Annotated in this window: 2 protein-coding genes, 18 tRNA genes and 6 rRNA genes; all 26 read left to right on the top strand. The window is 48.0% G+C overall.

Annotated elements, in window-relative coordinates; translation table 11 throughout:
* Nucleotides 1-65 precede the first annotated feature (65 nt).
* Entirely contained in the window at nucleotides 66-1,373 is a 1,308-nt protein-coding gene (locus AMET_RS21605; RefSeq protein ID WP_012065341.1) for a DUF1576 domain-containing protein, read from the top strand.
* Nucleotide 1,374: 1 nt separating this feature from the next.
* Nucleotides 1,375-1,734: a hypothetical protein gene (locus tag AMET_RS21600; RefSeq protein ID WP_157047329.1), complete on the top strand. Its 360-nt coding sequence runs from the start codon at nucleotides 1,375-1,377 to the stop codon at nucleotides 1,732-1,734.
* A gap of 475 nt (nucleotides 1,735-2,209) precedes the next feature.
* Nucleotides 2,210-3,737 (top strand): 16S ribosomal RNA (locus tag AMET_RS21595).
* Nucleotides 3,738-4,126: 389 nt separating this feature from the next.
* Nucleotides 4,127-7,062, top strand: a 23S ribosomal RNA gene (locus AMET_RS21590).
* Between the two features lie 162 nt (nucleotides 7,063-7,224).
* Nucleotides 7,225-7,341: ribosomal RNA gene (gene rrf, locus AMET_RS21585) — 5S ribosomal RNA — on the top strand.
* Nucleotides 7,342-7,345: 4 nt separating this feature from the next.
* Nucleotides 7,346-7,420, top strand: a tRNA-Glu gene (locus AMET_RS21580).
* A gap of 12 nt (nucleotides 7,421-7,432) precedes the next feature.
* A tRNA-Val gene (locus AMET_RS21575) sits at nucleotides 7,433-7,508 on the top strand.
* Nucleotides 7,509-7,641: 133 nt separating this feature from the next.
* Nucleotides 7,642-7,717 (top strand) — tRNA-Thr (locus AMET_RS21570).
* Nucleotides 7,718-7,725: 8 nt separating this feature from the next.
* A tRNA-Gly gene (locus tag AMET_RS21565) sits at nucleotides 7,726-7,799 on the top strand.
* A gap of 8 nt (nucleotides 7,800-7,807) precedes the next feature.
* A tRNA-Arg gene (locus tag AMET_RS21560) sits at nucleotides 7,808-7,884 on the top strand.
* A gap of 6 nt (nucleotides 7,885-7,890) precedes the next feature.
* Nucleotides 7,891-7,966: transfer RNA gene (locus AMET_RS21555), tRNA-Gln, on the top strand.
* A 4-nt stretch (nucleotides 7,967-7,970) separates the two neighbouring features.
* Nucleotides 7,971-8,046: transfer RNA gene (locus AMET_RS21550), tRNA-Lys, on the top strand.
* Between the two features lie 4 nt (nucleotides 8,047-8,050).
* Nucleotides 8,051-8,127, top strand: a tRNA-Ile gene (locus AMET_RS21545).
* A gap of 9 nt (nucleotides 8,128-8,136) precedes the next feature.
* A tRNA-Phe gene (locus AMET_RS21540) sits at nucleotides 8,137-8,212 on the top strand.
* 381 nt (nucleotides 8,213-8,593) lie between these two features.
* Nucleotides 8,594-10,121 (top strand): 16S ribosomal RNA (locus AMET_RS21535).
* Nucleotides 10,122-10,189: 68 nt separating this feature from the next.
* Nucleotides 10,190-10,265 (top strand) — tRNA-Ala (locus AMET_RS21530).
* A gap of 167 nt (nucleotides 10,266-10,432) precedes the next feature.
* Nucleotides 10,433-13,368, top strand: a 23S ribosomal RNA gene (locus AMET_RS21525).
* A 180-nt stretch (nucleotides 13,369-13,548) separates the two neighbouring features.
* Nucleotides 13,549-13,665 (top strand): 5S ribosomal RNA (gene rrf, locus AMET_RS21520).
* The 16S, 23S and 5S rRNA genes sit together here with 18 tRNA genes alongside, the layout of an rRNA operon.
* Before the next feature lie 8 nt (nucleotides 13,666-13,673).
* Nucleotides 13,674-13,748 (top strand) — tRNA-Asn (locus AMET_RS21515).
* 5 nt (nucleotides 13,749-13,753) lie between these two features.
* A tRNA-Leu gene (locus tag AMET_RS21510) sits at nucleotides 13,754-13,842 on the top strand.
* 14 nt (nucleotides 13,843-13,856) lie between these two features.
* Nucleotides 13,857-13,932 (top strand) — tRNA-Met (locus AMET_RS21505).
* A gap of 6 nt (nucleotides 13,933-13,938) precedes the next feature.
* Nucleotides 13,939-14,013 (top strand) — tRNA-Glu (locus AMET_RS21500).
* 12 nt (nucleotides 14,014-14,025) lie between these two features.
* Nucleotides 14,026-14,101: transfer RNA gene (locus tag AMET_RS21495), tRNA-Val, on the top strand.
* Nucleotides 14,102-14,226: 125 nt separating this feature from the next.
* Nucleotides 14,227-14,303, top strand: a tRNA-Asp gene (locus tag AMET_RS21490).
* A 13-nt stretch (nucleotides 14,304-14,316) separates the two neighbouring features.
* A tRNA-Thr gene (locus AMET_RS21485) sits at nucleotides 14,317-14,392 on the top strand.
* A 12-nt stretch (nucleotides 14,393-14,404) separates the two neighbouring features.
* A tRNA-Tyr gene (locus AMET_RS21480) sits at nucleotides 14,405-14,489 on the top strand.
* Nucleotides 14,490-14,499 lie beyond the last annotated feature (10 nt).

The raw sequence follows: 14,499 nt of genomic DNA, 5'->3' as shown, positions 1-14,499 counted from the left end.
TATTATAATATAAAATAGTATGGTTTGAGGAAAATTTGTCGATTTTATGTAAAGGAGAGGATTGTATGCAAGACTTGTTGACATATAGATGGTTAAGTAATCTGAAGGGACGCAAAAAGACCATGGATCAAGTAATGAATATTGGTGAAAAACCTAAATATATTGTTATGACCATTTACGCTGTCATGGTGTTGATTTCATCATTGTTCTTTAATACACCTGGAGAAATAATGGGGGGATTAGGGCGAATTGTCATTCACCCTAGCACATTAGTATCGGATTATATGGTAATTGGTAATATAGGGGCGACATTTTTTAATAGTGGTCTTTTAATGTTAATTGCCATCGCAATTGCAAAATTAAATAAAGCGATTATGAATGGCCCCATGGTTGCCGCTATTTTTACTGTTGGGGGATTTGCTCTTTTTGGTAAGAACTTCTATAATATTTGGCCTATACTTCTAGGGGTATTAATTTATGCAAAAGTTCAAAAAGAAAAATTTAGTAAGTTTATAATCATTGCTTTTTTTGGTACGGCCTTAGGACCTCTAATTAGTCAGATAAGTTTTGGTTATGGGGCAACAATTGTACAAGGAATGGTAATGGGAATTGCAGCTGGTATGTTAGTCGGATTCGTATTGCCGCCATTAGCCAATCATTTATTGAAGTTCCATCAAGGTTTCAACTTATACAATATTGGTTTCACTGCAGGAATGATCGGAACATTTTTTATGGCTGTGATGAGAGCTTATGGCATTAGCCATGAGACGACACTGATAGTAGCGGAAGGATATAATTTTGTTTTCGCTGTCTACCTTTCTATTTTATTTATTTCAATGCTAATGGTAGGATTTTTCTTTAATGGAAATAGCTTTGCGGGATATGGGAAGTTAATTAAGCACTCTGGGCGTGCGGTTTCAGACTTTGTTGCCCTAGAAGGTTTCGGAATGAGCTTTATTAATATGGGCATACTAGGATTAGTTTCAACTGCCTATGTAATCATTGTAGGGGGAGAACTGAATGGAGCCACCATCGGTGGGGTTTTCACTATTGTTGGATTTGGGGCTTTTGGTAAACATGTAAAAAATGTGACGCCAATTCTGATTGGTGTTATTCTTGCAAGTTTAACACAGGTATGGGCGCTAAACTCTACTGGTGCATTGCTTGCTGCTTTATTTGGAACAACACTAGCTCCGATTGCAGGTCAATTTGGATGGACAAGTGGTATCGTAGCGGGATTCTTACACATGGCCATGGTCATGAATGTAGGATACTTGCATGGCGGTATGAATCTATATAATAATGGATTTTCAGGAGGAATGGTAGCTGGTATCCTAGTACCAATTATTGAGTCTTTTAGAAAGGAAGAATAATGTGAAGCAAGAGCGAATGAGGTCAAGGAAAATATTAGATGAATTGATGAGCTTTTGTTTTAAGGTAGGGGTAAAGGATATTCATGTGGACTTCAAAGATGGAGAAGAAAATGTAATGATCCATGTGGAAGGGAAGTCACAAGAGATTCCTATAGAAGAATTGGAGAATCTAAAGAGTTTGTTACAAGTTCAACGACAGGATCAGATTGAAGGATATTATTGGGGGCTGGCAGGGGAAAATGATCATTATCAGGAACTTCCCTTAGTAGGAATGATGATAGATGAGGCTGATGTCCAATATGACAACCAACAATTAAACATTACAGTTTACCGAAACAAAGAAAACCTTCCCCCACAGTAAAGTTGGGAGGAGGTTTTTTGCTTTAAATTCATAATTGATAGTTATGATTCTTTAATCGTACCTATAGAAGTACTACTTATGTAGAAGTACTACTTATGGAAAATTGGATATAATTCCAATATTGACAGTCAAGGGGTGAGATGTTATGATGGTCTTCGTCATTAAAAACTGATGACGTTAAAAAGTTGATGTATTTAAAGAATTTCAAAGTATGTTTTGTTATTACTAAATAAGCTTTTAGATAGAAGCTATAAAAAAGTATTGACATGCCACGTAAAAAATGATATAGTGGTTAAGTCGCCAAAACGCGACACATTATGACAAAGCAGTGAAATCAGGTCTTTGAAAACTAAACAGTATAGATGTAAGCCAGCATATTACAAGTAGATTGCCAAAGTCTTAGATTTTGCGCAAGATACAAACTCGACAAAGTCGAGAAGCCATTTTAGTTTTACTAAGATGGACCCAGAAATTTATATATAAGAGTTTGATCCTGGCTCAGGATGAACGCTGGCGGCGTGCCTAACACATGCAAGTCGAGCGGGTTAATCTGACGGAAGCCTTCGGGTGGAAGAAAGTGAAACTAGCGGCGGACGGGTGAGTAACGCGTGGGCAACCTACCTTGTACAGGGGGACAACAACGGGAAACCGTTGCTAATACCCCATAAAACCCTAGAGGGGCATCCCTTAAGGGTCAAAGAATTTCGGTACAAGATGGGCCCGCGTCTGATTAGCTAGTTGGTGAGGTAATGGCTCACCAAGGCGACGATCAGTAGCCGACCTGAGAGGGTGATCGGCCACACTGGAACTGAGACACGGTCCAGACTCCTACGGGAGGCAGCAGTGGGGAATATTGCACAATGGGCGAAAGCCTGATGCAGCAACGCCGCGTGAGCGATGAAGGCCTTCGGGTCGTAAAGCTCTGTCCTAGGGGAAGAATATTGACGGTACCCTAGGAGGAAGCCCCGGCTAACTACGTGCCAGCAGCCGCGGTAATACGTAGGGGGCAAGCGTTATCCGGAATCACTGGGCGTAAAGGGTGCGTAGGCGGTCTTGCAAGTCAGAGGTGAAAGGCTACGGCTCAACCGTAGTAAGCCTTTGAAACTGCAAGACTTGAGTATGGGAGAGGAAAGTGGAATTCCTAGTGTAGCGGTGAAATGCGTAGATATTAGGAGGAACACCAGTGGCGAAGGCGACTTTCTGGACCATTACTGACGCTGAGGCACGAAAGCGTGGGGAGCAAACAGGATTAGATACCCTGGTAGTCCACGCCGTAAACGATGAGTGCTAGGTGTTGGGGGTCGAACCTCAGTGCCGCAGCTAACGCATTAAGCACTCCGCCTGGGGAGTACGCTCGCAAGAGTGAAACTCAAAGGAATTGACGGGGACCCGCACAAGCAGCGGAGCATGTGGTTTAATTCGAAGCAACGCGAAGAACCTTACCTGGACTTGACATCCCTCGGACCACTCCTTAACCGGAGTCTTCCCTTCGGGGACTGAGGTGACAGGTGGTGCATGGTTGTCGTCAGCTCGTGTCGTGAGATGTTGGGTTAAGTCCCGCAACGAGCGCAACCCTTGTCTTTAGTTGCCAGCAGTTCGGCTGGGCACTCTAGAGAGACTGCCGGGGATAACTCGGAGGAAGGTGGGGATGACGTCAAATCATCATGCCCCTTATGTTCAGGGCTACACACGTGCTACAATGGCCGATACAACGGGCAGCGAAGGAGTAATCCGGAGCAAATCCTATAAAGTCGGTCCCAGTTCGGATTGTGGGCTGAAACTCGCCCACATGAAGCTGGAGTTGCTAGTAATCGCGAATCAGAATGTCGCGGTGAATGCGTTCCCGGGTCTTGTACACACCGCCCGTCACACCACGGGAGTCGGAAGCACCCGAAGTCAGCTATCTAACCGTAAGGAGGAAGCTGCCGAAGGTGAAGTCGATGACTGGGGTGAAGTCGTAACAAGGTAGCCGTATCGGAAGGTGCGGCTGGATCACCTCCTTTCTAAGGAGCAAAGGCGCATCTATACTGTCTAGTTTTGAGAGACCTCTCTCACTAAGTATGACCACGATACCAGTTAAGAAACTGGAGGACGGTAATACTTTGAGCACTTGAAAGTCGAAAGACTTTAAGTGCGACGGAAGTCATTGCGATAGCAATAGACGACCTTTTGGTTTTGGGAGACCTAATCTCTCTAAAATACCACTATCTAGCTTTAGAGTTGGATAATGTGTAAAATCGTTCTTTGAAAACTACACAATGTTATGATGAAGCAATAAATGCGAAATCAATAAACTATCAATTTGAAGATTTTCTTGATTATTCAAGAAAACTCAACAGATTGTTAGCTGAGCGATTGACTCTAAATCTATGATTTGGGTCATGAGCGTAAAGGTCAAGTTATTAAGAGCAAAGGGCGGATGCCTTGGCACTAGGAGTCGATGAAGGACGTGGTAAGCTGCGATAAGCCTCGGGAAGCCGCAAGCAGGCATTGATCCGGGGATTTCCGAATGGGGAAACCCACTTGGGTTCATATCCAAGTATCTATTACTCAATTCATAGGTAATAGAAGACAGACCGGGGGAACTGAAACATCTAAGTACCCCGAGGAAGAGAAAGAAAATTCGATTCCCTCAGTAGCGGCGAGCGAAAGGGGAAGAGCCCAAACCGATGGGGTTTACTTCATCGGGGTTGTGGACACGGTCGTTAAGAAGAAGGTATTGTAGTAGAAGAGGGTTGGAAAGCCCCACCGGAGAAGGTAATAGTCCTGTATATCAAACAAGAAGATCTTTGACTGTGATCCAGAGTACCACGGGACACGTGAAACCCTGTGGGAAGCAGGGGGGACCACCCCCCAAGGCTAAATACTACCTAGTGACCGATAGCGCATAGTACCGTGAGGGAAAGGTGAAAAGAACCCCGGAAGGGGAGTGAAATAGAACCTGAAACCCTTTGCTTACAAGCTGTGGGAGCACTTTATATGTGTGACCGCGTACTTTTTGTAGAACGGGCCAACGAGTTATGGTATGGAGCAAGGTTAAGCACTTAAGGTGCGAAGCCGTAGGGAAACCGAGTCTTAATCGGGCGACTTAGTTTCATGCCATAGACCCGAAACCGAGCGACCTACCCATGGACAGGATGAAGCGGAAGTAAAATTTCGTGGAGGTCCGAACCGATTGACGTTGAAAAGTCACCGGATGATCTGTGGGTAGCGGTGAAATTCCAATCGAGCTCGGAGATAGCTGGTTCTCGCCGAAATAGCTTTAGGGCTAGCCTCAAGATTAGAGACACGGAGGTAGAGCACTGAATGGTCAAGGGGCCTTCACCGGTTACCGAAACCTATCAAACTCCGAATGCCGTCGTCTTATACTTGGGAGTCAGACTGCGAGTGATAAGATCCGTAGTCAAGAGGGAAAGAGCCCAGACCATCAGCTAAGGTCCCAAAGTATACGTTAAGTGGAAAAGGATGTGGAGTTGCACAGACAACCAGGATGTTGGCTTAGAAGCAGCCACTCATTTAAAGAGTGCGTAATAGCTCACTGGTCGAGTGATTCTGCGCCGAAAATGTCCGGGGCTCAAACGTATCACCGAAGCTATGGATCCGAAAGGATGGTAGGCGAGCGTTCTGTAAGGGTAGAAGCTGTACCGTAAGGAGCAGTGGACTTTACAGAAGAGAGAATGTTGGCATGAGTAACGAGAGGCAAGTGAGAATCTTGCCCGTCGAAAACCCAAGGTTTCCTGAGGAAGGTTCGTCCGCTCAGGGTTAGTCGGGACCTAAGCCGAGGCCGAAAGGCGTAGGCGATGGACAACAGGTTGAGATTCCTGTACCACTTTTAGTCGTTTGAGAAATGGGGGGACACAGTAGGATAAACCATGCGCACCGTTGGTTGTGTGCGTCTAAGCAAGTAGGGAGTTAGGATAGGCAAATCCGTTCTAACATATTCTGAGATGTGATGGGGAGCGAAATATAAGTAGCGAACTGGTTGATTCCACACTGTCGAGAAAAGCCTCTATCGAGACTATAAAGTGCCCGTACCGCAAACCGACACAGGTGGGTGAGGAGAGAATCCTAAGACGATCGGGAGAACTATTGTTAAGGAACTCGGCAAAATGACCCCGTAACTTCGGGAGAAGGGGTGCCGGATTTGGTGAAGGATTTACTCCATAAGCCTTATCCGGCCGCAGAGAATAGGCCCAAGCGACTGTTTACCAAAAACATAGGTCTCTGCTAAGTCGAAAGACGAAGTATAGGGGCTGACGCCTGCCCGGTGCTGGAAGGTTAAGGGGACGTGTTAGCGCAAGCGAAGCACTGAACTTAAGCCCCAGTAAACGGCGGCCGTAACTATAACGGTCCTAAGGTAGCGAAATTCCTTGTCGGGTAAGTTCCGACCCGCACGAAAGGCGTAACGATTTGGGCACTGTCTCAACAATAGACCCGGTGAAATTGTAATACCAGTGAAGATGCTGGTTACCCGCGACAGGACGGAAAGACCCCGTGGAGCTTTACTGTAGCCTGACATTGGATTTTGGTACTATATGTACAGGATAGGTGGGAGACTTTGAAACTAGGACGCCAGTCTTGGTGGAGTCGACCTTGGGATACCACTCTTGTAGTACTGAAATTCTAACCATAGACCGTGAAACCGGTCTTGGGACACTGTCAGGTGGGCAGTTTGACTGGGGCGGTCGCCTCCCAAAAAGTAACGGAGGCGCCCAAAGGTTCCCTCAGCACGGTCGGAAATCGTGCGTAGAGTGCAAAGGCAAAAGGGAGCTTGATTGCGAGACATACAGGTCGAGCAAGGACGAAAGTCGGGCTTAGTGATCCGGTGGTTCCGAGTGGAAGGGCCATCGCTCAACGGATAAAAGCTACCCCGGGGATAACAGGCTTATCTCCCCCAAGAGTCCACATCGACGGGGAGGTTTGGCACCTCGATGTCGGCTCATCACATCCTGGGGCTGTAGTAGGTCCCAAGGGTTGGGCTGTTCGCCCATTAAAGTGGTACGCGAGCTGGGTTCAGAACGTCGTGAGACAGTTCGGTCCCTATCCGTCGCGGGCGCAGGAAATTTGAGAGGAGCTGTCCTTAGTACGAGAGGACCGGGATGGACATACCTCTGGTGTACCAGTTGTTCTGCCAAGAGCATCGCTGGGTAGCTACGTATGGAAGGGATAAGTGCTGAAGGCATCTAAGCACGAAGCCCCCCTCAAGATAAGATTTCCCATCTCGAAAGAGAGTAAGACCCCAGGAAGACTACCTGGTTGATAGGTTGGAGGTGTAAGTGCAGTAATGTACTCAGCTGACCAATACTAATAGGTCGAGGACTTGACCAAAAGAAATATCCATAACATTGTGTAGTTTTGAGAGAATACTCTCAAAAGACGTCATCAATCTGTCCATTCCTTTAGGGTCATTCCGAAGGAAAGGAATAACCAGATTGCTGACTAAGTGACCAACACAAAAGTTGAAAAACTAACTTTTGGTTGTCTACTTAATATCGTGACTATAGCGAAGGGGTCACACCTGTTCCCATCCCGAACACAGAAGTTAAGCCCTTCAGCGCTGATGGTACTTGGCGGGCAGCTGCCTGGGAGAGTAGGTCGTCGCGATATTAAAGGCCCCTTGGTCAAGCGGTCAAGACACCGCCCTTTCACGGCGGTAACAGGGGTTCGATTCCCCTAGGGGTCACCATTTTAATTCCCAGGGCGCATAGCTCAGCTGGGAGAGCACCTGCCTTACAAGCAGGGGGTCACAGGTTCGAGCCCTGTTGCGCCCACCATATTATAATGAGAATCTTTGATTTTGAGTTAGTCAGTTGGCATTTTGAGATTTATTCCAATGGTTCTATTGAATATAAATAAATCATTGAACATAAAAAATTGAAAGAAAAGGTAATATCATTAATATATTATGCTGGTGTAGCTCAATTGGCAGAGCAGCTGATTTGTAATCAGCAGGTCGCGGGTTCGAATCCCATCACCAGCTCCATAGTATATGCGGGTGTAGTTTAGTGGTAGAACTTCAGCCTTCCAAGCTGATCGCGAGGGTTCGATTCCCTCTACCCGCTCCAAATAAAATGTGCTCATAGCTCAGCTGGATAGAGCAACGGCCTTCTAAGCCGTAGGTCCGGGGTTCGAATCCCTGTGGGCACGCCACTTTCTTGGGATATAGCCAAGTCGGTAAGGCAACGGACTTTGACTCCGTCATCCGCAGGTTCGAGTCCTGCTATCCCAGCCATTTTGACCCATTAGCTCAGTCGGTAGAGCACCTGACTTTTAATCAGGGTGTCCCGCGTTCGAGTCGCGGATGGGTCACCATTTAGGGCTCATAGCTCAGCTGGTTAGAGCGCACGCCTGATAAGCGTGAGGTCGGTGGTTCGAGTCCACTTGAGCCCACCAACTAAATAAGCCCAGATAGCTCAGTCGGTAGAGCAGGGGACTGAAAATCCCCGTGTCGGTGGTTCGATTCCGCCTCTGGGCACCACGAAAAAAGCAAGGGTTTAAATCCTTGCTTTTGTATTAGCTATAGATAAGATTGTTGGGTAACAATACAATCCGTATCTATATTGACAGTGGTACTAGAATGTGATATATTGTTTGAAGCTAACATTATTAATACGAAATAAAAACAAAATATGTGCAAAAGGTATTGACATTCATCATCGGAAGTGATATAGTGATTAAGTCGCCAAAACGCGACAGGTTATACCAAGCAAGTTAGAAATCAGGTCTTTGAAAACTAAACAGTATAGATGTAAGCCAGCATATTACAAGTAGATTGCCAAAGTCTTAGATTTTGCGCAAGATACAAACTCGACAAAGTCGAGAAGCCATTTTAGTTTTACTAAGATGGACCCAGAAATTTATATATAAGAGTTTGATCCTGGCTCAGGATGAACGCTGGCGGCGTGCCTAACACATGCAAGTCGAGCGGGTTAATCTGACGGAAGCCTTCGGGTGGAAGAAAGTGAAACTAGCGGCGGACGGGTGAGTAACGCGTGGGCAACCTACCTTGTACAGGGGGACAACAACGGGAAACCGTTGCTAATACCCCATAAAACCCTAGAGGGGCATCCCTTAAGGGTCAAAGAATTTCGGTACAAGATGGGCCCGCGTCTGATTAGCTAGTTGGTGAGGTAATGGCTCACCAAGGCGACGATCAGTAGCCGACCTGAGAGGGTGATCGGCCACACTGGAACTGAGACACGGTCCAGACTCCTACGGGAGGCAGCAGTGGGGAATATTGCACAATGGGCGAAAGCCTGATGCAGCAACGCCGCGTGAGCGATGAAGGCCTTCGGGTCGTAAAGCTCTGTCCTAGGGGAAGAATATTGACGGTACCCTAGGAGGAAGCCCCGGCTAACTACGTGCCAGCAGCCGCGGTAATACGTAGGGGGCAAGCGTTATCCGGAATCACTGGGCGTAAAGGGTGCGTAGGCGGTCTTGCAAGTCAGAGGTGAAAGGCTACGGCTCAACCGTAGTAAGCCTTTGAAACTGCAAGACTTGAGTATGGGAGAGGAAAGTGGAATTCCTAGTGTAGCGGTGAAATGCGTAGATATTAGGAGGAACACCAGTGGCGAAGGCGACTTTCTGGACCATTACTGACGCTGAGGCACGAAAGCGTGGGGAGCAAACAGGATTAGATACCCTGGTAGTCCACGCCGTAAACGATGAGTGCTAGGTGTTGGGGGTCGAACCTCAGTGCCGCAGCTAACGCATTAAGCACTCCGCCTGGGGAGTACGCTCGCAAGAGTGAAACTCAAAGGAATTGACGGGGACCCGCACAAGCAGCGGAGCATGTGGTTTAATTCGAAGCAACGCGAAGAACCTTACCTGGACTTGACATCCCTCGGACCACTCCTTAACCGGAGTCTTCCCTTCGGGGACTGAGGTGACAGGTGGTGCATGGTTGTCGTCAGCTCGTGTCGTGAGATGTTGGGTTAAGTCCCGCAACGAGCGCAACCCTTGTCTTTAGTTGCCAGCAGTTCGGCTGGGCACTCTAGAGAGACTGCCGGGGATAACTCGGAGGAAGGTGGGGATGACGTCAAATCATCATGCCCCTTATGTTCAGGGCTACACACGTGCTACAATGGCCGATACAACGGGCAGCGAAGGAGTAATCCGGAGCAAATCCTATAAAGTCGGTCCCAGTTCGGATTGTGGGCTGAAACTCGCCCACATGAAGCTGGAGTTGCTAGTAATCGCGAATCAGAATGTCGCGGTGAATGCGTTCCCGGGTCTTGTACACACCGCCCGTCACACCACGGGAGTCGGAAGCACCCGAAGTCAGCTATCTAACCGTAAGGAGGAAGCTGCCGAAGGTGAAGTCGATGACTGGGGTGAAGTCGTAACAAGGTAGCCGTATCGGAAGGTGCGGCTGGATCACCTCCTTTCTAAGGAGCAAAGGCGCATCTATACTGTCTAGTTTTGAGAGACCTAATCATCTCTCTAAAAGCACCAAGGGGGCGTAGCTCAGTTGGGAGAGCACCTGCCTTGCAAGCAGGGGGTCAGGAGTTCGACTCTCCTCGTCTCCACCATTTAAAAAAAGTTCTTTGAAAACTACACAATGTTATGATGAAGCATTAAATGCGAAATCAATAAACTATCAATCAAACCTTTTCTTTGATTTGTTCAAGGAAATATAAGGTGCGATTGTTAGCTGAGCGATTGACTCTAAATCTATGATTTGGGTCATGAGCGTAAAGGTCAAGTTATTAAGAGCAAAGGGCGGATGCCTTGGCACTAGGAGTCGATGAAGGACGTGGTAAGCTGCGATAAGCCTCGGGAAGCCGCAAGCAGGCATTGATCCGGGGATTTCCGAATGGGGAAACCCACTTGGGTTCATATCCAAGTATCTATTACTCAATTCATAGGTAATAGAAGACAGACCGGGGGAACTGAAACATCTAAGTACCCCGAGGAAGAGAAAGAAAATTCGATTCCCTCAGTAGCGGCGAGCGAAAGGGGAAGAGCCCAAACCGATGGGGTTTACTTCATCGGGGTTGTGGACACGGTCGTTAAGAAGAAGGTATTGTAGTAGAAGAGGGTTGGAAAGCCCCACCGGAGAAGGTAATAGTCCTGTATATCAAACAAGAAGATCTTTGACTGTGATCCAGAGTACCACGGGACACGTGAAACCCTGTGGGAAGCAGGGGGGACCACCCCCCAAGGCTAAATACTACCTAGTGACCGATAGCGCATAGTACCGTGAGGGAAAGGTGAAAAGAACCCCGGAAGGGGAGTGAAATAGAACCTGAAACCCTTTGCTTACAAGCTGTGGGAGCACTTTATATGTGTGACCGCGTACTTTTTGTAGAACGGGCCAACGAGTTATGGTATGGAGCAAGGTTAAGCACTTAAGGTGCGAAGCCGTAGGGAAACCGAGTCTTAATCGGGCGACTTAGTTTCATGCCATAGACCCGAAACCGAGCGACCTACCCATGGACAGGATGAAGCGGAAGTAAAATTTCGTGGAGGTCCGAACCGATTGACGTTGAAAAGTCACCGGATGATCTGTGGGTAGCGGTGAAATTCCAATCGAGCTCGGAGATAGCTGGTTCTCGCCGAAATAGCTTTAGGGCTAGCCTCAAGATTAGAGACACGGAGGTAGAGCACTGAATGGTCAAGGGGCCTTCACCGGTTACCGAAACCTATCAAACTCCGAATGCCGTCGTCTTATACTTGGGAGTCAGACTGCGAGTGATAAGATCCGTAGTCAAGAGGGAAAGAGCCCAGACCATCAGCTAAGGTCCCAAAGTATACGTTAAGTGGAAAAGGATGTGGAGTTGCACAGACAACCAGGATGTTGGCTTAGAAGCAGCCACTCATTTAAAGAGTGCGTAATAGCTCACTGGTCGAGTGATTCTGCGCCGAAAATGTCCGGGGCTCAAACGTATCACCGAAGCTATGGATCCGAAAGGATGGTAGGCGAGCGTTCTGTAAGGGTAGAAGCTGTACCGTAAGGAGCAGTGGACTTTACAGAAGAGAGAATGTTGGCATGAGTAACGAGAGGCAAGTGAGAATCTTGCCCGTCGAAAACCCAAGGTTTCCTGAGGAAGGTTCGTCCGCTCAGGGTTAGTCGGGACCTAAGCCGAGGCCGAAAGGCGTAGGCGATGGACAACAGGTTGAGATTCCTGTACCACTTTTAGTCGTTTGAGAAATGGGGGGACACAGTAGGATAAACCATGCGCACCGTTGGTTGTGTGCGTCTAAGCAAGTAGGGAGTTAGGATAGGCAAATCCGTTCTAACATATTCTGAGATGTGATGGGGAGCGAAATATAAGTAGCGAACTGGTTGATTCCACACTGTCGAGAAAAGCCTCTATCGAGACTATAAAGTGCCCGTACCGCAAACCGACACAGGTGGGTGAGGAGAGAATCCTAAGACGATCGGGAGAACTATTGTTAAGGAACTCGGCAAAATGACCCCGTAACTTCGGGAGAAGGGGTGCCGGATTTGGTGAAGGATTTACTCCATAAGCCTTATCCGGCCGCAGAGAATAGGCCCAAGCGACTGTTTACCAAAAACATAGGTCTCTGCTAAGTCGAAAGACGAAGTATAGGGGCTGACGCCTGCCCGGTGCTGGAAGGTTAAGGGGACGTGTTAGCGCAAGCGAAGCACTGAACTTAAGCCCCAGTAAACGGCGGCCGTAACTATAACGGTCCTAAGGTAGCGAAATTCCTTGTCGGGTAAGTTCCGACCCGCACGAAAGGCGTAACGATTTGGGCACTGTCTCAACAATAGACCCGGTGAAATTGTAATACCAGTGAAGATGCTGGTTACCCGCGACAGGACGGAAAGACCCCGTGGAGCTTTACTGTAGCCTGACATTGGATTTTGGTACTATATGTACAGGATAGGTGGGAGACTTTGAAACTAGGACGCCAGTCTTGGTGGAGTCGACCTTGGGATACCACTCTTGTAGTACTGAAATTCTAACCATAGACCGTGAAACCGGTCTTGGGACACTGTCAGGTGGGCAGTTTGACTGGGGCGGTCGCCTCCCAAAAAGTAACGGAGGCGCCCAAAGGTTCCCTCAGCACGGTCGGAAATCGTGCGTAGAGTGCAAAGGCAAAAGGGAGCTTGATTGCGAGACATACAGGTCGAGCAAGGACGAAAGTCGGGCTTAGTGATCCGGTGGTTCCGAGTGGAAGGGCCATCGCTCAACGGATAAAAGCTACCCCGGGGATAACAGGCTTATCTCCCCCAAGAGTCCACATCGACGGGGAGGTTTGGCACCTCGATGTCGGCTCATCACATCCTGGGGCTGTAGTAGGTCCCAAGGGTTGGGCTGTTCGCCCATTAAAGTGGTACGCGAGCTGGGTTCAGAACGTCGTGAGACAGTTCGGTCCCTATCCGTCGCGGGCGCAGGAAATTTGAGAGGAGCTGTCCTTAGTACGAGAGGACCGGGATGGACATACCTCTGGTGTACCAGTTGTTCTGCCAAGAGCATCGCTGGGTAGCTACGTATGGAAGGGATAAGTGCTGAAGGCATCTAAGCACGAAGCCCCCCTCAAGATAAGATTTCCCATCTCGAAAGAGAGTAAGACCCCAGGAAGACTACCTGGTTGATAGGTTGGAGGTGTAAGTGCAGTAATGTACTCAGCTGACCAATACTAATAGGTCGAGGACTTGACCAAAAGAAATATCCATAACATTGTGTAGTTTTGAGAGAACTTAAGCAGCTGCCTGAAATCTATGATTTCATGGCAGTCGCTTAGTTAGAAACTTACGATTTTCTAACCTTGAATTAACTTCAAAGTAAAAGAAAGTCGAAAGTTTATAACTTCCTCTAAAAATACTTACTGAAGGTAAGTTAATATCGTGACTATAGCGAAGGGGTCACACCTGTTCCCATCCCGAACACAGAAGTTAAGCCCTTCAGCGCTGATGGTACTTGGCGGGCAGCTGCCTGGGAGAGTAGGTCGTCGCGATATTTTATTGTTCCTGGGTAGCTCAATGGTGGAGCATTCGGCTGTTAACCGACAGGTTGGAGGTTCGAGTCCTCTCCCAGGAGCCATATATGCCGAAGTGGCGGAACTGGCAGACGCACAGGACTTAAAATCCTGCGGTCCTTCAAGATCGTACCGGTTCGATTCCGGTCTTCGGCACCACTTTTTATTTACAACGCGGGGTGGAGCAACTGGTAGCTCGTCGGGCTCATAACCCGAAGGTCGTAGGTTCGAATCCTGCCCCCGCAACCATTACAAGGCCCCTTGGTCAAGCGGTCAAGACACCGCCCTTTCACGGCGGTAACAGGGGTTCGATTCCCCTAGGGGTCACCATTTTTATTCCCAGGGCGCATAGCTCAGCTGGGAGAGCACCTGCCTTACAAGCAGGGGGTCACAGGTTCGAGCCCTGTTGCGCCCACCATTTATAACCTAACTCGATTTACGTTTGTAGTAAATCGGTAGTAGGTTAAACGCAACATTCGCACCAAATTTGCACGACCAAAAGGGAGTGAACAAATTTGTGATGCGAGACTGCGAAAATAACGCGGCCTGGTAGTTCAGTTGGTTAGAATGCCAGCCTGTCACGCTGGAGGTCGAGGGTTCGAGTCCCTTCCAGGTCGCCATTTAAAATAATAAGCTGGTGTAGCTCAATTGGTAGAGCAGCTGATTTGTAATCAGCAGGTCGCGGGTTCGAATCCCATCACCAGCTCCATTTTCATAATCAGGAGGGGTTCCCGAGCGGCCAAAGGGGGCAGACTGTAAATCTGTTGTCAGCGACTTCGAAGGTTCGAATCCTTCTCCCTCCACCATTTAAATATA

Source organism: Alkaliphilus metalliredigens QYMF, from assembly GCF_000016985.1.
Lineage (GTDB): Bacteria > Bacillota > Clostridia > Peptostreptococcales > Natronincolaceae > Alkaliphilus_A > Alkaliphilus_A metalliredigens.
This window is presented reverse-complemented; position numbering and strand designations above follow the sequence as displayed.

What these genes read in the sequence shown, in the direction of transcription:
- AMET_RS21605 (WP_012065341.1), top strand. Translation starts at nt 66, where the DNA reads ATGCAAGACTTGTTGACATATAGATGGTTAAGTAATCTGAAGGGACGC.